General features: G+C 57.6%; 18 protein-coding genes. 10 read left to right on the forward strand and 8 right to left on the reverse strand.

Translation table 11 applies throughout. From position 1 onward, the window contains the following. The first annotated feature begins 74 nt into the window (after positions 1-74). From GKAS_RS17670 to GKAS_RS17685, 4 genes are all read left to right on the forward strand, one after another. Positions 75-1,238, forward strand: coding sequence for a multidrug effflux MFS transporter (locus GKAS_RS17670; RefSeq protein WP_035896223.1), 1,164 nt, complete (start codon positions 75-77; stop codon positions 1,236-1,238). A gap of 161 nt (positions 1,239-1,399) precedes the next feature. Continuing rightward, the gene (gene murQ, locus GKAS_RS17675; RefSeq protein WP_035896224.1) at positions 1,400-2,299 is read left to right on the forward strand and encodes an N-acetylmuramic acid 6-phosphate etherase; all 900 of its coding nucleotides are present in this window, start codon (positions 1,400-1,402) and stop codon (positions 2,297-2,299) included. Between the two features lie 24 nt (positions 2,300-2,323). Then, positions 2,324-3,775, forward strand: a complete 1,452-nt coding sequence (gene murP, locus GKAS_RS17680; RefSeq protein ID WP_035896225.1) for a PTS N-acetylmuramic acid transporter subunit IIBC — start codon at positions 2,324-2,326, stop codon at positions 3,773-3,775. 91 nt (positions 3,776-3,866) lie between these two features. Beyond that, positions 3,867-4,769 (forward strand): EamA family transporter, encoded by a 903-nt coding sequence (locus tag GKAS_RS17685; RefSeq protein WP_035896226.1) that lies wholly within the window; start codon positions 3,867-3,869, stop codon positions 4,767-4,769. A gap of 39 nt (positions 4,770-4,808) precedes the next feature. Here GKAS_RS17685 and GKAS_RS17690 read toward each other — a convergent pair whose 3' ends face one another. Next, positions 4,809-5,207, reverse strand: a complete 399-nt coding sequence (locus tag GKAS_RS17690; RefSeq protein WP_051910794.1) for an RpnC/YadD family protein — start codon at positions 5,205-5,207, stop codon at positions 4,809-4,811. An 83-nt stretch (positions 5,208-5,290) separates the two neighbouring features. Here GKAS_RS17690 and GKAS_RS17695 point away from each other — a divergent pair, with 83 nt between their 5' ends. Continuing rightward, entirely contained in the window at positions 5,291-5,584 is a 294-nt protein-coding gene (locus GKAS_RS17695; protein ID WP_035896227.1) for a YicS family protein, read from the forward strand. Positions 5,585-5,675: 91 nt separating this feature from the next. Here the strand turns inward: GKAS_RS17695 and GKAS_RS17700 are convergent, their stop codons facing one another. Genes GKAS_RS17700 through galB form a run of 4 tightly spaced genes read right to left on the reverse strand, consistent with a single transcriptional unit; the run spans position 5,676 to position 9,088 of the window. Next, the gene (locus GKAS_RS17700; RefSeq protein ID WP_035896228.1) at positions 5,676-6,548 is read right to left on the reverse strand and encodes an NAD(P)-dependent oxidoreductase; all 873 of its coding nucleotides are present in this window, start codon (positions 6,546-6,548) and stop codon (positions 5,676-5,678) included. 2 nt (positions 6,549-6,550) lie between these two features. Continuing rightward, complete coding sequence (locus tag GKAS_RS17705; protein ID WP_035896229.1) at positions 6,551-7,636, reverse strand: 4-oxalomesaconate tautomerase; 1,086 nt, start codon at positions 7,634-7,636, stop codon at positions 6,551-6,553. Position 7,637: 1 nt separating this feature from the next. After that, the gene (locus GKAS_RS17710) at positions 7,638-8,351 is read right to left on the reverse strand and encodes a 4-carboxy-4-hydroxy-2-oxoadipate aldolase/oxaloacetate decarboxylase (protein ID WP_035896230.1); all 714 of its coding nucleotides are present in this window, start codon (positions 8,349-8,351) and stop codon (positions 7,638-7,640) included. After that, positions 8,348-9,088 (reverse strand): 4-oxalmesaconate hydratase, encoded by a 741-nt coding sequence (galB, locus tag GKAS_RS17715; RefSeq protein ID WP_035896231.1) that lies wholly within the window; start codon positions 9,086-9,088, stop codon positions 8,348-8,350. Before galB ends, GKAS_RS17710 begins: the two co-directional genes overlap by 4 nt. A 129-nt stretch (positions 9,089-9,217) precedes the next feature. Between galB and GKAS_RS17720 the strand changes: the two genes are divergently transcribed. Next, complete coding sequence (locus GKAS_RS17720) at positions 9,218-10,492, forward strand: LysR family transcriptional regulator (RefSeq protein ID WP_051910795.1); 1,275 nt, start codon at positions 9,218-9,220, stop codon at positions 10,490-10,492. Here the strand turns inward: GKAS_RS17720 and GKAS_RS17725 are convergent. The 3 genes from GKAS_RS17725 to GKAS_RS17735 form a co-directional block, all read right to left on the reverse strand. Next, positions 10,485-11,756 (reverse strand): gallate dioxygenase, encoded by a 1,272-nt coding sequence (locus GKAS_RS17725; protein WP_035896232.1) that lies wholly within the window; start codon positions 11,754-11,756, stop codon positions 10,485-10,487. The two genes, GKAS_RS17720 and GKAS_RS17725, sit on opposite strands and share 8 nt — an antisense overlap. Positions 11,757-11,769: 13 nt before the next feature. After that, positions 11,770-13,146, reverse strand: a complete 1,377-nt coding sequence (locus GKAS_RS17730) for an MFS transporter (RefSeq protein ID WP_035896233.1) — start codon at positions 13,144-13,146, stop codon at positions 11,770-11,772. A gap of 202 nt (positions 13,147-13,348) precedes the next feature. Beyond that, entirely contained in the window at positions 13,349-14,299 is a 951-nt protein-coding gene (locus GKAS_RS17735) for a LacI family DNA-binding transcriptional regulator (RefSeq protein ID WP_035896234.1), read from the reverse strand. Positions 14,300-14,595: 296 nt separating this feature from the next. Between GKAS_RS17735 and GKAS_RS17740 the strand changes: the two genes are divergently transcribed. From GKAS_RS17740 to GKAS_RS17755, 4 genes are all read left to right on the forward strand, one after another. Further along, positions 14,596-14,910: a PTS sugar transporter subunit IIB gene (locus GKAS_RS17740; protein ID WP_035896235.1), complete on the forward strand. Its 315-nt coding sequence runs from the start codon at positions 14,596-14,598 to the stop codon at positions 14,908-14,910. A 12-nt stretch (positions 14,911-14,922) separates the two neighbouring features. Continuing rightward, on the forward strand, positions 14,923-16,245 hold the full coding sequence (locus GKAS_RS17745) for a PTS sugar transporter subunit IIC (RefSeq protein WP_035896236.1): 1,323 nt from the start codon (positions 14,923-14,925) through the stop codon (positions 16,243-16,245). An 83-nt stretch (positions 16,246-16,328) separates the two neighbouring features. Next, positions 16,329-16,631 carry a PTS lactose/cellobiose transporter subunit IIA gene (locus tag GKAS_RS17750; protein WP_147281519.1) on the forward strand — a complete coding sequence of 101 codons (303 nt, stop codon included), beginning with the start codon at positions 16,329-16,331 and terminating at the stop codon, positions 16,629-16,631. A 162-nt stretch (positions 16,632-16,793) separates the two neighbouring features. Next, positions 16,794-18,182, forward strand: a complete 1,389-nt coding sequence (locus GKAS_RS17755) for a carbohydrate porin (RefSeq protein WP_035896238.1) — start codon at positions 16,794-16,796, stop codon at positions 18,180-18,182. The last annotated feature ends 137 nt before the right edge of the window (positions 18,183-18,319 follow it).

The raw sequence follows: 18,319 nt of genomic DNA on the forward strand, positions 1-18,319 counted from the left end.
AGGGAGAGGGCTGGGGTGAGGGTGCAACAAGCACTATCCCCCACATTGATTATGAAGAATAAAAAGGAGCTTTCATGCCGCGTATTTCCCTTTCCTGGGTCGTGGTGCTTGGCCTGCTTTGCGCAATCGGCCCACTGTGTACCGACTTTTACCTCCCGGCGCTGCCGGAAATCACCGACCAGTTGAACGCCACCGGCACCCAGACCCAACTGTCGCTCACCGCCGCGCTTATCGGCCTTGGCCTTGGTCAGCTCTTTTTCGGCCCGCTCAGCGACCGCATCGGCCGCCGCAAGCCGCTGGCTATCTCCCTGCTGCTGTTTATCTTTTCCTCAGCAATGTGCGCCGTCACCTACGATATCCATATGCTGATTGCCTGGCGCTTCCTGCAGGGCTTCGCTGGGGCGGGCGGCTCCGTGCTGTCTCGCTCCATCGCCCGCGACCGCTATCAGGGCACGCAGCTTACGCAGTTTTTCGCCCTGCTGATGACCGTTAACGGCATCGCCCCAGTGCTTTCACCGGTGCTGGGGGGCTATATCATCACCGCCTTCGACTGGCGCATTTTGTTCTGGACGATGGCGGGGATCGGCGCGGTGCTGCTGCTCCTGAGCCTCGTCGTGCTGCATGAAACGCTGCCGCCAAAAAGCGCCAACGCCGCGCAGCAGACCAAAGGCACGCCGGTGCTGAAGAACCGCCGCTTTATGCGCTACTGCCTGATTCAGGCCTTTATGATGGCCGGGCTGTTCTCCTACATCGGTTCGTCGTCGTTCGTCATTCAAAGCGAATATGGCATGAGCGCCATGCAGTTCAGCCTGCTGTTCGGCCTGAATGGCATCGGGCTGATTATCGCCGCGCTGATTTTCTCTCGCCTGGCCCGTCGCGTCCCCGCAGAAACCCTGCTGCGCCGCGGCCTGCTGCTGGCGGTATTCTGCGCGCTGGTGACGCTACTGCTCGCCTGGCAACAGCACGCGGTGCTGGCGCTGGTGGGGCTGTTCTTCACAGTGTCGTTTATGAGCGGCATCAGCACCGTCTCCGGGGCCGAAGCGATGAACGCGGTGGATAGCGCACAGTCGGGCACCGCCTCCGCGCTGATGGGCACGTTGATGTTCGTCTGCGGCGGCATTGCCGCACCACTCGCGGGGCTTGGCGGCGAAACGATGCTCAAGATGAGCCTCGCCATGGCGATCTCCTACGCGCTGGCGCTCTTCTTCGGCCTGCTTAAACCTCGCGACGCACAATAATCCATTTCTGCGGTAATAAAATATTCCAATATTATTACCGCAACTTCCCTTATCTCATCTAAATCACTGCGTATCTCCAACGCGCTAATCGTGATACCCTTCACATGATTGGAATAATTAATTCCTTATACTGCCTGCCACTGAGAATGATGAGGTTTCCTATGAGTATCGACCTGAGCAAACTGCTGACCGAACGCCGCAACGCCAACAGCGCCAACATTGACACCCTCTCTACCGAAGCAATGCTGACGGTGATTAACAACGAAGATCAGCTGGTTGCCCATGCGATCACCCCTTACATTCCGCAAATTGCCCAGCTCGTTGACGCCGTAGCCGACGCCTTCCGCCACGGCGGGCGCCTGATTTACATCGGCGCAGGCACCTCCGGGCGCTTAGGCATCCTCGATGCCAGCGAATGCCCGCCAACCTTTGGCACCCGCCCAGAACAGGTTGTCGGCCTGATTGCCGGCGGCCATACCGCCATTCTGAAAGCCGTAGAAAACGTTGAAGACAACGCGGCGCGCGGCGCAGAAGATTTACAGGCGCTGGGCTTTAACGAACATGATGTGCTGGTCGGCATCGCCGCCAGTGGCCGCACCCCGTACGTGCTCGGCGCAATGGAATACGCCCACCAGCAGAACGCGCTGGTCGCCATTGTGAGCTGCAACCCGCACGGTGAAATGGCGCAGCGCGCGGATATCGCTATCACCCCGGTTGTCGGCCCGGAAGTGGTCACCGGCTCTACCCGTTTGAAAGCTGGCACCGCACAGAAACTGGTGCTGAACATGATTACCACCGGCGCGATGATCCGCAGCGGCAAGGTCTATAGCAACCTGATGGTTGACGTGGAAGCCACTAACGCCAAGCTGATTGAACGTCAGATTTCCATCGTGATGGAAGCCACCGAATGCGATCGCACGACCGCGATGGCAGCGCTGGATGCCTGCGGCCGGCACTGCAAAACCGCCATCGTGATGGTGCTGGCAAACCTGAGCGCCGAAGAAGCGAAGCAATTGCTGGCAGACAACAACGGCTTTATCCGTAAAGCGTTAAAACACTGATTCAACTGACTGGGATACCGTGGAATGGCCAAAATAAATAAAGCGATGATAGCTCGCCTCCTCGACCTGGTTGGCGGCGCGCCGAACGTAGTCCAGGCGGGTAACTGTATGACCCGACTGCGTTTAACCTTACGCAGCGACGTTCACGCCGACGTAACGGCCATCCGCCAGGTTGAAGGCGTGCTGGGCGTCGTCGTCAGCGAGGAGCAGTTCCAGATAATCCTCGGGCCGGGTAAAGCGCAAACCGCCGCCGAGCTGATGAACGAGCTGCTGGAAAACGAACCTGCCGCACGGGGAACCCCCGCCAGCGGCGAGTCACTCGCCGATATCGCCAGCGCCAAAAAGCAGGAGCTAAAGGGCAAACAGACCGGCGGTGTGCAGAAGTTTCTGGCGAAGTTTGCCACCATCTTTACTCCGCTGATTCCGGGCTTTATCGCCGTCGGGCTGCTGCTGGGTTTTGCCACGCTCGCCGAACAGCTTTTCGTGCTGGAGAACGCACACCCCAACGCCACGCTGGTTGGCATCATCAGCTACATGAAAATCTTCAGCAAAGGGATGTTCACCTTCCTGAGTATTTTGATTGGCTATAACGCGCAGAAAGCCTTTGGCGGCTCCGGCGTCAACGGTGCCATCATCGCCGCGCTGTTTATCCTCGGCTATGACCCGAAAGCCACCGTCGGCTTCTACTCCGGCATTACCGATTTCTTCGGCCACGGCATCGACCCGCGCGGCAATATTATCGGCGTACTGATTGCCTCGATTATTGGCGCGTGGGTAGAAAAACGGGTGCGTCGCATCATGCCTGCCAACCTGGACATGATCCTCACCTCGGCGGTGACGCTGCTGATCATGGGCGCGGTCACCTTCGTGGTGATTATGCCTATCGGTGGCTACCTGTTTACCGGGATGTCCTGGCTGTTCCTGCACCTCAACGGTAACCCGTTCGGCTCTGCGGTGCTGGCCGGGTTGTTCCTGCTGGCGGTGATGTTCGGCGTGCATCAGGGCTTTGTGCCTGTCTATTTTGCGCTGATGGAAGCCCAGGGCTTTAACTCACTGTTCACCATTCTGGCGATGGCCGGTGCGGGCCAGGTTGGCGCGGCACTGGCGCTCTATTTCCGCGCGAAGCAAGATTCACTGCTGCGTACGCAGATTAAAGGGGCCATTATTCCCGGCCTGCTCGGCGTGGGCGAACCGCTGATTTACGGCGTCACGCTGCCGCGCATGAAGCCGTTTGTCACCGCCTGTCTCGGCGGCGCCTGCGGGGGCTTCTTTATCGGTCTGGTGGCCTGGCTGGGGCTGCCGGTCGGCCTCAACACCGTCTTTGGTCCATCTGGTCTGGTGGCGCTGCCGCTGATGACCTCGCACAGCGGCATCTACGCCGGGATGGCGGTCTACGCCGCGGGTCTGCTCGTGGCCTACTTCTTCGGCTTCCTGCTCACCTGGCTGTTTGGCAGCAAAAACGTCGACCTCAGCTAACCCTTTTGCCCCCGGCGCACCGCTGGGGGCAAGCCTCTGCCCATGCTATGATGCCCGCCAGAATAAAATCATATGACAGGGTTGGGGAAAAATGGGTGCCACCAGAAAAGGGATGCTGAACGTCTTAGTTGCCGCCATATTGTGGGGAAGTTCAGGCGTTTGTGCGCAGTACATTATGGAACACAGCCAGATGCCGTCGCCGTTTTTGACGATGATTCGCCTGCTCTCCGGTGGCTTTATCCTGCTAACGTTCTCTTTCCTGCACGGCGACGGCATTTTCCGCATTCTGAAAGACCGCAAAGACATTATCAGCCTGCTGCTGTTCTCCCTTGTTGGCGCGATGACCGTTCAGCTCACCTTCCTGCTGGCGATTGAAAAATCCAACGCCGCCACCGCAACGATTTTGCAGTTCCTGTCGCCGACCATTATCGTCGCCTGGTTCGCCATCGTGCGCAAAGCCCGTCCGGGGCGTTTCGTCTTTGCCGCCATTGCAACCTCGCTTATCGGCACGTTCTTACTGGTCACTCACGGCGACCCAACGTCGCTCTCAATTTCCGGTGCCGCGCTGTTCTGGGGTATCGCTTCGGCGTTCGCGGCGGCGTTTTACACCACCTACCCCTCCACGCTGATTGCCCGTTACGGCACGCTGCCGATCGTCGGCTGGAGTATGCTGCTCGGTGGTGCAATGCTACTGCCGTTCTACGCGGGAGATGGCGCGAACGTGGTAATTACCGGCAACCTGCTGCTAGCGTTCTTCTATCTGGTAGTGATTGGCACCTCCCTCACCTTCAGCCTGTACCTGAAAGGCGCGCAGATGATCGGCGGCCCAAAAGCCAGTATCCTCAGCTGCGCCGAACCCCTCAGCAGCGCGCTGCTATCGCTGCTGCTGTTGGGTATCAGCTTCACCCTGCCAGACTGGCTGGGCACGCTGCTGATCCTCTCTTCGGTGGTACTGATTTCACTGGACTCACGCCGCAGAACGAAAACGGCGTAGCACGTAATGCCCGGTAGCACCGCGCTATCGGGCCAAATTTTAGTGCCGCAGTGCCTCCAGTTCGTCAGCCGAAAGCCCGGTGATGAGCTGAACCAGAGCACTATCTATATCGTTTTCCAACATGGTACGGGCAATGCGCTGGGCTTCTTGCTGAATGCCCTGCTGAACCCCCACCTGTAGTCCCGCCAGATGCCCTTCTTCCCGCAGCCTCTCCGCAATCGTCATCATCTTCTCCTTCTGTTCGGGTAAACGCGCTACCGCAGCCTGGAGAAATTCATGAAAGCGCACCGCATCTCCTGACCGCAGCAAATAATTAAACAGCGCTTCCATCTGGCTGTCATTAGCACACCCTGTAACGAGCAGCAGGGCTAGCCTGTCCACTAGCCCCAGCAGATCGCGCTGACGAAAGGTGTTAATGAGCCAGTGCAACGCCATCATTTTGCTGGAAACCGCTACGCAGAATGACGCGCCGGGGAATACGTCTATAGTTAACTAAACGCATTAACATAAGGATATCCGCAATGAAGAAAATCAGTATCGCCATGTCGCTTGCCGCCTCCCTGCTGTTGCCTGCCATCGTGCAGGCCGCACCGCTGGAAGGACTGAAGTTTGAGCAGCAAAAACAGCAGGTGGTAAAAGACGTGAAGCAGAACTGTCCGGCAAGCAGTGGGCTAAGCGATTCGCAGTTTGCTAACCGCGTGCTGGAGTCGAAAGAGAATAAAACTGCGGTGCAGAGCGCCACGCGGGCGCTGGATAAGAACGATCGTTCTGCCTATGAAAAGGCGATTAAAAGCATTCAGTGCCCGACCAAGTAGCACTATAAGCAGGGCTCCCCGGCGTCACTGCGTTCGGCCGGGCTACCGTTGCATTGTGTAGCCCTGGCGTACAGCAGCGACCCCGGGATAATCACCGCCCTTTCAGCGTATCCGCTAGCGACTGCCAGCTAAACGGCTGTAGGCCAGCATAATCCAATCCTAACCCCCGCATCTGCTGCGGTAAATGGCGCTGAACTCGCGCCGTCGACTGGCTCATCAGCCCCTCACCGCCCGCATCGCGCAGCGTTTTTACCACTTCTTCCATCTCTTCACTGCGGCGTATCCCATGTTCCGCCACGCGACTAATCAGGTATCCCGGAAACGCACCGTCCCAGCCGAGAGACGGGAAGCTGGCGTGCAGCGAGGCCAGCACGTCTTCTTCCACGCCGTATTCACGTGCGGCAAACAGGCACTCGGTGGTCAGCGCCTCCAGCCCTTTTATCATCACGCTACGGCACATCTTAATGGCCGACACTTTGCCAACAACCAGACTGCCAAAGCGGGCGTTAAAGCCAAGCTGATTCAGCACATCGGTCACCGACTCCGCCTGCGGTCCGCCGACCAACAGCGGGGTTTTCATCCGCGCGGGAGGTACCGGAGCCATGACCGCCACGTCAACGTAGACGCCGGGGGAAAACGCCTGTGCCGCCTGTCGCTTGGTATCGGGTGCCACCGAGTTAAGGTCGAGAAAATACTGCCCGGCCTGCATCAACGCCGCGCTCTGTTGCGCTACCTCCAGCGCCGACCCTGCGGTGACGGTAGAGAAGACCCACGCCGCGCCGTCCAGCGCCTGCGCAAGAGAGTCCGCCACCTGCACGCCAGCCTGGTCGGCCTTCGCCAGCATCGCTTCACGCTCACCGCCGCCGAGCTTGCTATCCCAGATAACCACCTGATGCTGTGCCGCCAGTTCACTGGCCAGAATGCCGCCCGCTTCACCAAAACCAATAAACGCAATATGTCTCATCATCACTCCTTCGCAGGCCAGATGGCGGCCGGAATTAAGACCTCACCGACAAACAGCAGCCGGGCGGTGCGCAGCAGGCCGCTGCCCGCCAGGCTGCCGTCATCCCGACGCTGTATCGCCACGCTGAACTCGCCGCTTGGATGTTCAACGCTGACCAGCTGTTCACGCCCTTCCCCCACCTTCGCCAGCCCCTGCGTCACCGCGCCTGGTAACAGGCAGGCGCTCGCCACGCTCACCGCGCCGAACACGCCAATCGACGCATGGCAGCGGTGCGGAATAAAGGTCCGGCTGCTGATAGCCCCGCCGCTACGCGGTTCGGCGATCAACGTCATTTTCGGCACGCTGCGTTGGGCGACGTCACCCAGATTCATACGCGGCCCTGCCTGCAAGCGGATGGATTCCAGCCGCAGCTTCAGTTCATCGTCTGCATCGAGCTGCTCCCGGGTTTCATAGCCCGTGCGCCCAACATCGCTGGCACGCAGCAGAATAACCGGCATGCCGTTATCAATGCAGGTGACGTCGATGCCGTCGAAGCGGTCAACCACGCTGCCGGTAGGCAGCAGCGCACCGCAGGTCGAACCGGCGGTATCAAGAAAGTTGAGGATAATAGGGCTGGCGCTGCCCGGTACGCCGTCAATACGCGCGTCGCCGTCGTACTTCACGCCGTCCGACAAGCAGGGGACTTCTGCCACCGCAATCTGCCCGGTGTTGACCATATGCACCCGCACCTGAGTTACCGGTGCGTTAAGCGGCACCAACCCGCGTTCGATAGCAAACGGTCCCACCGCCGCCAGAATATTGCCGCAGTTCTGGCCGTAATCGACCACTGCACGCTCTACGTTGACCTGCGCAAACAGATAATCCACGTCGGCATCCGGGCGCGTTGAGCGCTGGATAATGGCCACTTTGCTGGTCAGCGGGTCGCCGCCGCCGATACCGTCAATCTGGCGGAGATCGGGCGAGCCCATCACCGCCAGCAGCACCGCGTCGCGCTGGTCGGTTGATGCGGGCAGGTCTGATGCCAGAAAACAGGCCGCCTTTGAGGTTCCGCCCCGCATCCACAGGCAGGGGATTCTGCGTTGCGCCATATCAGTCCCTCACGTCCTCGGCCGAATCAAAATAGCGCAGCCCTTTCTCCGCAAGGCGCGGACGCATGGCGTAGATATCAAGCCCCAGCTCGCCGTTGCTCATCCGCTCACGCTTCGCCGTTTCATTGGCGATACGGCTCTGTGCTTTTGCCAGCACCGTATCGGCGAGAATGTGCGGTACCACCACCACCCCGTCATCGTCCGCCACCACCACATCGCCCGGCACCACCAGTTGGCCACCACAGGTCAGCGGCACGTTAACCGAACCGAGGGTCTCTTTGACGGTGCCCTGGGCGTAAACCTGACGCGACCACACCGCAAAGCCCATCTCGCGTAGTGTCTGGGAATCACGAATGCCGATATCCCCCACCAGACCAATCACGCCTCGCGCCTGAAGTGAGGTCGCCAGCAGGTCGCCGAAGAAACCATCGCCGCAGGGAGACGTTGGCGCGACGACCAGAATATCGCCGGGCTGGCACAGCTCGACGGCCACGTGAAACATCCAGTTATCCCCCGGCGTCACCAGCACCGTTACGGCATTACCCGCGCGGCTGATGCCCTGCTGAATTGGGCGAATATCCGGGCTCATCAGCCCCTGGCGTTCGTGGGATTCATGGATTGTTGCCACGCCCGCCGCCGCAAACTGGCGCAGCTTACCGCCGTCGGTGCGCGGGATATAGCGCACTGCGATACCTTTTTTATTGAGTAAATTCATGCCAGATCCCCCGTAACGCGCGGGAAGATACTCTGGAAACCTTCCGCATGGCTGATGTCGCGTGCAGCGGTAATGCCGATATTGCGTTTTGCCTGCACGCCGCGCTGCAGCGCCACGCGGGTGTAGTATTCCCACAGATGTTCCTGTCCCTGCATGCATTGGATAGCACGGTACTTTTTCTCCCACACGCGGGTGATATCCAGCAGTACGTCCGGCTTCCAGTTGCACTGCTCCGGCTGATGCGGCTCAAAACAGTAAACCGGTGGGGCTGCCACCACCGGCTCACCGGGGCGATAGCCTTCGGCCTGGGCGATAATGCGGGCCTCCTGCGCCAGATTGGAGGCCAGCGGGTGATCGTAGTTGTACGGATCGTGCATCGAGTGGGTCAGCACAAAGTGCGGCTGCACGCGGCGATAAACGTCCGCGAGGCGGAACAACGTCTCTTTATCGGCACGCAGCGGGTAGTCGCCAATGTCAAAGAACTCGACGCTGGCGCCGAGGATCTCCGCCGCGGCCTGCGCTTCCTGCTCGCGATGCTGCTTCACCGTCGCCTCGGTCATGTTGCCTTTGCGCCACAGTTTGGCGGACTCACCGCGCTCGCCGTACGACAGGCAGACGATATGCACCTGGTAACCTTGTTCAACGTGCAGTGCAATAGCGCCGCCCGCGCGCCAGACGAAATCCGCCGAGTGAGCACTGACGACAAGGGCGCTTTTAGGGGTAATCAGAGTAGACATGTGGGCTTCCTTCTTGGTTTTTTTTCAGCTTGTCATGTCCAGCTCACAGCGGGTAATTCGTTAACTTGCGAAGGCTATGATTTTTATTTATGTTGGATAAAAAATACCCCGCAAAAGGCGAGCAACGGCATGTGGCAGACGAAGCACGAGAAAGGCATCAACATCATGCAGTTACGGTTCTTCTGCCAGGTCGCCAGCCGCGGCAGCGTTTCCCGTGCCGCCGACGACTTATTTCGCACCCAGTCCGCCATTACTCGTGCCATCCGCGATCTGGAAGCAGAGCTAAGCGTGACGCTGTTTGAGCGCCACTACAGCGGCATGGTGCTGACGGAATACGGCAAATGCATTTTGCCGCGCGCGCTGCGGGCGATTGGAGATTTACAGGCCATTCCCGCGCTGATGCACAAGCTCAAAGCACACACCGCGCCGCACAAGGATCTGCCCGACCCGGGTTGGCTGTTCAACACCCGGCGGCTGGAGATTTTTATTCAGCTGTACCACATCAACCATAGCCAGACCGTCGCCAACCAGCTCGGCGTGACGCAGCCAGCGATTAGCGCCGCGCTAAAGATTCTGGAGAAAGGAGCTGGTTCGCCGCTGTTTCGCCGCACGCCGGAGGGAGTTCGTCCGACCACGGCCGCCGATACGCTGTATCCAAACATCAGCCGTGCCTTGAACGAACTGGCACACATCTGGGGTGATTTAGCGGCAATACGCGGCGTACTGGAGGGAAATGTCCGCATTGGCGCACTGCCGCTGAGTCGTACGCAGCTGCTGCCCGCCGCCATCAACGCCTTTCTGGCCCAGCATCCGGGAATCCGTGTGGTGACCAATGAAAGCCCGTACGAGTCCCTGGTGTCGGACATGCGGGCGGGAAATATCGATTTTATCATTGGCGCACTGCGCCAGCACGATGAGTTGCCGGAGCTCACCTGCCAGCCGCTGTTTGAAGAGGAAATGCTGATTCTGGTGTGCAACGATCACCCGCTGCTCAACCATCCAGACCCACTAAGCCAGCTCGCCTGCGCCCAGTGGGTGCTGCCGCGCAGCAATGCCCCGGCGCGGCATCTTCTGGATAAAGCCTTTGCCGCCCTCGGCCTGCCGCAGCCGCAGCCGGTAGTCGAAACCGGTGATGCCGCGATGGTGCGCGGTCTGCTGCTCGGTTCACCGCTGCTGGCCGCCGTTTCCGCCAGCCAGATGCGCTTTGAAATAGATAACCACCTGCTGACCATCCTGCCGGTGAAGCTGCCCAATACGCAGCGGCGCATTGGGCTGACCTTCCGCGAAGGCAGTCTGCCCTCGCCTGCTACCCAAACGTTGGTGAACTTTATTCATCAGCAGGTGGCCGCGACGCCTGATGGCGCTACGCTTATCAGGCCGGCAAAAACACCGCCAGCTAGTTAGCCGGTGTTTTTGTACCCGCCACCGAATAGGTCACCTGCTGGTTGCGGGTTTTCTGGAACTCGTCGAGCGTCTGCCCCCGCATGGCGGCGTAGATATGCAGGTTCGACACCCCCACCACCGCGCCCATTTTCTCCAGCAGGAAGAAGCTGGCACCGTACTGAATCAGCCCTCGCCAGTCCCGCGTCATCAGCAGCTTCTGCTCCTCCTCGCTTAACGCCGCCTCGGCAAACAGCGCCTGCGGTTCGTTGAGGAAACGCTCGCGCCACGCGGGCTGCGTCAGCTTGTGCAGAAAGGCATTCAGCCGCATACCGTTGAGGCTGCGCTCGTGGGTGAACGGATAGGTGCCGGGAAGCTTTTCCACGCCCGCAAGCTGGCGCGCCATATGCTGACGATGACGCGTAAGCGTATCGACCGGCGGCAGCCGCGCATGGTTTTCCAGGATCAGCGTGGCGATACCGGTCATCGATGGCAGGTAATAATCACGCCAGGTTTCAGTGACGTTGGCCGACAGCGCGCCGCGCATCACCAGCCACATGATCACCTCCGAGCCCTCCATACCGCCAAGCTCGGCGTATTCCGCCAGCGTCATCTCGGTCAGCTTCTCCGGGTCGTTCACCAGCATATCGACAAACTGCGCGTCCCATTCGGTGTTGTTAAACCCACAGCGCTCGCCGTGCACCTGGTGCGACAACCCGCCGGTCGCCACGATGGCGACGTTGATATCCTCCGGGAAGCTCTCAATCGCCCGGCGCAGCGCCTGACCAAGCTTGTAGCAGCGCCGCGCGCTCGGCACCGGAAACTGCAGTACGCCAATTTGCAGCGGCACCACTTTGGTCGGCCATTCGCCGCTCTGCCACGGCAGCAGCGCTGAAAGCGGCGAGAACAGGCCGTGGTCGAGCTTTTTGTTCATAAAGAACGACATGTCGAACTCGTCCGCCATCAGGCTGCTGCCGATATGGCGCGAGAGCGCGGCGTTGCCTTTGATTGGCGGCAGGCTGCGCGGGCCACCGCCCTCGTCCGCCACACCGTATTCGTTATCAATACCCAGCGCGAAGGTCGAGTAGTGGTCGAAGAAAAAAGCGGTTACATGGTCGTTGAAGATATAGACCAGCGCATCCGGTTTTTTCTCGTCGAGCCAGCGCTGCAACGGCTCGAAGCTTTCGAAAATCGGTGCCCACGCCGCATCATGCTGTTTATGATGATCGACTGCGAAGCCGATGGTCGGGGTATGAGAGACGGCAATACCGCCAATAATTCTAGCCATAACGGAACTCCACTTATCGATGATGGGCGGCGTTTGGTAGCGCCACATCGCCCGCCGTACGCCCACTCTGCGCGGCGTTACGCTGATTCATACGGTGCAGCAGAATACAGGCTGCCGCGAGGCAGGCCGGCAGCGCCAGCACCAGGAAAATTGACGAGTGCCCCGGCACCGCCAGCATGATTACGCCACCCAGCGTTGAGCTTAAAATCGCTCCGATACGCCCAATGCCGTGCATCCAACTCACGCCGGTAGCGCGAATTTCGGTTTGATAGAAGGCTGGCGAGTAGGCCTGAAGGCCGTTTTGCGCGCCGTTAATACACATCCCGCTCACGAAAATCAGCACCGACAGCGCCGCTGAACCAAAGTCCATCAGCCCCTGGGACAGCAGGCACAGGCAGCCAATAAAATACGTTGCCGCAATGACCACTTTTGCCGAGGTGCGGTCCATCAGGTAGCCCACCAGAATGCCGCCGAGCGGGCCGCCAAGCTGGAACAGGCCGGTGATAATCGCCGCCTGCTGCAACGACAGACCGCCGGAGCGCAGAATGGTCGGCAACCAGCCGTTCAGCAAGTAAATCACGAACAGTCCCATAAAATAGGTCAGCCACAGCGCGACGGTGCCGCGCGCGTAACCACCGCGGAACAGCTGAATCACCTTCGCGTGGCGGGAAATTTGCGGCGTACTCAGGGTAAACAACGTGTTAGCGGCAAACTGGCCGCCCAGGCGGTTCAGCACGCGGGCAATCTCAGCTCCCGGCACGCGCCGCGCCACCATGTTCATCGCCGATTCCGGCAGCATCACCAGCATAAACGGCAGCACCACCAGCGGCAGTACGCCGCCGAAGATCAGCGCCGAATGCCAGCTGTAGTGCGACAGCAGCGCCGCGGCGATAAATCCGCCGAGCCCAGAGCCGACGTTAAACCCGCTGTACATTAGCGTAATCATCAATCCTTTACGCCGCTCAGGCATGTATTCCGCCACCAGGGTCACACAGTTTGGCATCACCGCACCAAGACCGAGCCCGGTTAAAAAGCGCAGCAGCGCCAGTTGGGTAGGCGTTTGCGCCATTGCCGCCGCCAGGCTGAAGACGCCGAACAGTGCCACCGAGGACAGCAGAATGCGCTTACGCCCGTAGCGGTCAGCGAGCGGCCCGGCAATCAGTGCACCCAGCGCTACGCCGAACATCGCCGCGCCCAGAATAGGCCCCAGCGCCGCGCGGCTGATGCCCCAGTCTTCCAGCAGCGCCGGGGCGATAAAGCCCATCACCGCCGCGTCATAGCCGTCGAGCATGATAATCACGAAACAGAGAAACAAAATTTTCCACTGAAAGCGCGAGATTGGTCGGGCATCAATCCACGCTTTTACATCTACACCGGTCGAGAGGCTCATAGGGTTACGTCCTTAAAGAGGAGGTATGAATGTTCTGGTTTGTGTTATTGGATGAACGTTCAGCCCACGTTAAGGCAGTCGCCCGACGCTGTCCGGTTCAAAAATCCGCGGGTGGGTATGAGTTATTTTTATATTGTGAGCGGCATGGCAAAACAATGAGGGGGAATAAACGCCCGCAGCCAGGCAGCGGCGGGCGACAGGATTAGCGTCTATGCATCTCTGGAATAATCAGATCGCCGCGAAAAGCGTGGTTGCCCGGAGACTGGGTTTTCTCTTCCAGCCAGTGAACAATGCGCGCGGCAATAGCATCCATCGAGTATTCGATGGCCGGAATGGTTGGAATGCCCGGCAGGTGCAGCGTCCCCGCAAGGCTGAAGACCATCACATCTTCCGGAACGCGTTTATTGAACGCCAGAAGCTGGGGGATCACCCGCTGCGCTTCCTGTTCATCGGCCACCAGCAGCGCATTAAAGTTGACGGTGCTGGCGTTGTTCAGCAGTTCCTGCAACGCCACGGTCGAAGAGTTGCTGTCCATAAACACCAGGTTGCGATTAAACGGCAGAAAGTTTTTCTCCAGCCCCTGCTTGTAGCCCAGCAGCACGTCGTCGACAAAACCGCTGCCCAACGGCTGAATCAGCGCAATCTGGCGACGGCCCTGGCTCGCAAGGTAGTTACAGGCAGTTTCCGCGGCAAAAACGTGGTCAAACTGGATGCTGTTGGTGTTTTCCGCTTCAGGGCAGTCAATCAACACCACGTTGTCGCTATCGACCTCCAGCGGGAAACGCGCGCCGATCACCAGCACGTCATCGCACAGTCCGCTGGTCAATTCATCCAGTGCCGACATCACGCCGGTTCGCGTATTGGCAAAGCGCAGCAGCAGGTGTTTTTGGTGCTGGCTAAACTGCTTTTCCAGCGCGTAGAGATAGCCGGTGGTCTGGTTAATATTCTCCATGGCGCAAATGACGCCAATGCAGCCGGTAGACTGACTCAGCAGCGATTGGGCAATCACATTGGGCCGATAATTGAGTTCATCAACCGCGCGTAAAACTGCAAGCCGGCTGGCCTCTTTTACTCCTCGTGAACCGCTCAACACACGTGAAACTGTGGCCTTAGACACTCCGGCCAGACGTGATACATCGTTGATTGTAGACATCATTCTCCCCTGAAAAGGCACACGAGTTGCCCTGTAAATCCTCGGTACAACAACGGCTCAAATTATAGCTGCCGACAGTATATCCGTTTCCCTTTTCCCATGGAAACCGATTATCCATTTGATGTCCATTTCACCTCAAAACGACAATTTTATGTGAGCCAGGACGAAATAATTAGTCTCATAAGCATGAGAAATTGATGGATATCACAGTTCTAAGTTTTATGAATAGAAACCGGTTTCAGTTTCATATCAAATCACGATCGCAACAACTTTTTACATTTAGAGGATGGTCGTAGATGTACAAAATTATGCTCTGCTGCTCCGCCGGAATGTCGACCAGCATGCTGGTCAGAAAAATGGTGGAAGCCGCGCAGGAACGGGACTTGCCGGTAAAAATTGATGCCTATGGCGTGTCCGAATTTGACATCCAGTACCCGCAATATCAGGTGGTGTTACTGGGTCCACAGGTGAAGTACATGTTAAAAAGTTTGTCAGAAAAGGCCGCCACCCAAAATATTCCCGTCCAGGCGATTGATACCATGGATTATGGAATGCAACGGGGTGACAAAGTACTCGATTACGCTCTGTCGCTGATTTCCGCAGCGCACTAAAAGGGTTTCCAAATGAGTTCTATTTATCAATCCATGGTTGCCGTTATTGAGCAATCCATTACCCCGCTGGCCGGCCGTCTCGGACAGCAAAAATATGTCATCGCCATTCGCGATGGTTTTACCGCCGCGCTGCCGTTTATGATAATCGGCTCGTTCATGCTGGTGTTTATTTTCCCACCGTTCTCACCGGATACGACCAACGGTTTTGCCCGCGGCTGGCTCGATTTCTCCGCTCACTATCGCGATCAGCTGATGCTGCCGTTTAACCTCAGCATGGGCGTGATGACCTTCTTTATCTCCGTCGGTATCGGGGCAAGCCTTGGTCGTCAGTTTAACCTCGACCCGGTGATGTCCGGCCTGCTGGCGTTTATGGCCTTCCTGCTGGTTGCCGCGCCGTACGCAGACGGTAAGATTTCCACCCAGTATCTGTCTGGTCAGGGGATTTTCACCGCGCTGATTACCGCGATTTACTCCACTCGCGTGTACGCCTGGCTTAAGCAGAACAACGTCACCATTCGCCTGCCAAAAGAAGTCCCGACCGGCGTGGCGCGTTCATTCGAGATTCTGATTCCGGTTCTGGTGGTGATTGGTACGCTGCACCCGCTGAACCTGTTCATTGAAGCGCAGACCGGTATGATTCTGCCGCAGGCGATTATGCACGTACTGGCCCCGCTGGTTTCTGCTTCTGATTCTCTGCCCGCGATCCTGCTGTCGGTGCTGATGTGCCAGATTTTCTGGTTTGCCGGGATCCACGGCTCGCTGATTGTCACCGGGATCATGAACCCATTCTGGATGGCGAACCTCTCTGCCAACCAGGCCGCGCTGGCTGCGGGCACCGTTCTGCCGCACGTCTACCTGCAAGGTTTCTGGGATCACTACCTGCTGATTGGCGGCGTAGGCTGTACCTTACCGCTGGCGTTCCTGCTGCTGCGTAGCCGCGTCGCGCACCTGCGTACCATCGGTAAAATGGGCGTCGTCCCAAGCTTCTTTAATATCAACGAACCGATTCTGTTCGGCGCGCCGATTATTATGAACCCGATGATGTTTATTCCGTTTGTTTGTATTCCAATGGTTAACGCCGTTCTCGCCTATACCGCTACCCGTCTTGGCTGGCTGGCACAGGTGGTTTCGCTGACGCCGTGGACCACGCCTGCGCCTATCGGTGCTTCCTGGGCGGCAAACTGGGCATTAAGTCCGGTGGTGATGTGCGTTATCTGTATGCTGGTCTCTGCGGCCATGTATTTACCATTCCTGCGCGCCTACGAGCGTTCATTAATGAAAACTGAAGAGCAGAAATTAAAAACGGCATCGCCATTAGCGGAAACCGTTAGTTAAATCAGATTAATTTAATATTAAGCATTAATATATTATTTCCGCCCTGTTCTTATTATGACTTTAAATAGTTAGGGGATCTTATTATGGTTAGGTTAGAGGACGCGGTAATGGAAATAATCATTAACGCAGGCCAGTCCCGATCGCTATGTTTCGAAGCGCTGCACGCCGCGCGCCAGGGCGAAATGGAGGAAGCCAGAAATCTCCTGCGGGAAGCCGATGGCTACGCCCGTCAGGCACACCATATGCAAACCAAGCTTATCGAGCAGGATGCAGGTGAAGCGCGGCAGCCCATGACCTTAATTATGGTTCACGCGCAGGACCACTTAATGAACTCATTACTCGCTCGTGAGCTTTCTGAAGAAATTATTCACCTTTATCAACGTTGATATTTAATTTCATTTAACTACGGAGACGTTAATTACGCTAATTATTTAATTGTACCCTACACCATAAAATATAAAATCAGCTTGTTCTGGTGGCGATAGCGAATATCCACCCGAACGGGATGGTTATTGTCTGAAAATATAATTAATTAATTTGAGATAACCATGAAAACTGTAAAAAAACTTCCTTTAGCTATGGCGGTTATTGCCGCACTTTGCCCGCTTTCCTCTGTAATGGCACAAGAATTTACTCAGGAACAAATCGACGCCATTGTGGCCAAGGCCGTCGATAAAGCCCTGGCTGACCGCCAGGCCAAAATGGATGCCGCCCAGGCTAAAAAGGTGGATCTGGAAACCAACCCACAAAGCGCCGCGCAGACGCCAGACATGGCGGTGCCGTTTGGTCTGAAGTTCAGCGGCTACGCGCGCTACGGCGCACACTTCCAGGCAGGCGACCAGAAATACGTCGGCGTGGACGGTTCCTATAACGGTGCCTCGGCTATTGGCCGTCTGGGTAACGAAGGGAACGGCGGTGAATTCCAGTTAACCAAAGCCTTTAAGAGCAGCAAAGGCGCTATCTGGGATATCAACGTTATGTTCGACCACTGGAGTGACGAAGTTAACCTGAAAAAAGCCTACGTTGGCGTGACCAACGTGCTGGAATCGAACCCTAACGCCTATATCTGGGCAGGCCGCGACTTCCACCAGCGTCCGCAACAGGGTATCAACGACTACTTCTGGATGAACCACGACGGCCAGGGCGCAGGGGTGAAAAACTTTGACGTCGGCGGCGTGCAGTTCGACGTTGCCACCGTGGCACAGGTGAAATCCTGTAGCCCGGAAGTGATGGCCGATGAGTCCAACCCATCGCGCATCACCTGTACCGGTAACTCTGATACCGGCGATAACGGCCACTACGCGCTGACCACCAAAACCCACAACATCAAAGCAGGCCCGATTGACGTTGAGGTTTACGCCAACTACGGCTTCGACTCCAAAGCGGTGGATAACGACCAGCAGCTGGATGCCTGGCAGGGCGGCCTGCTGTTAAGCCACACCAACAGCGACGACAGCGGCGTGAACAAGGTTATCCTGCGCTACTCCGATAACTCGGATAACAGCGTGTTTAACAAAACCGACGGCCTGACCGCTATCTACGCCAGCTTCGAGGGTAACTATAAGTTCACCCAGCAGGCGCAGGTGGAATACCTGTTGGCCTTCCACGACTATGACAACAGCAAAGACAACACCGATAACCGTAAAAACTACGGCGCCATTGTTCGTCCAATGTACTTCTGGAACGACGTGCACTCCACCTGGCTGGAAGCGGGCTACCAGCGCGTAGATTACGATCAGGGCGGTGATAACCACGGCTGGAAGCTGACGCTGTCGCAGAACATAGCAATTGGTATGGGGCCGGAATTCCGTCCAATGCTGCGCTTCTACGTGACCGGTGGTCAGGTTGATAACAAGCGTACGGCGAAGGTGAACGGAACGCAGGACGAGCAGTTGGATTCGCTGAACTTCGGCGGCATGTTTGAAGCCTGGTTCTAAGTTAGCGTGATAAACCCTCTCTCCTCTTTTACGGGGAGGGTTGGGGTGAGGGTTTGACTTTCGAGCCAACATACACCCCTCACTCTCACCTTCTCCCTAAAGGGGGAGAGGGGGACCTTCTTTGGTTATGTGCCCTC

It is taken from the genome of Kluyvera ascorbata ATCC 33433 (assembly GCF_000735365.1).
Taxonomy (GTDB): domain Bacteria; phylum Pseudomonadota; class Gammaproteobacteria; order Enterobacterales; family Enterobacteriaceae; genus Kluyvera; species Kluyvera ascorbata.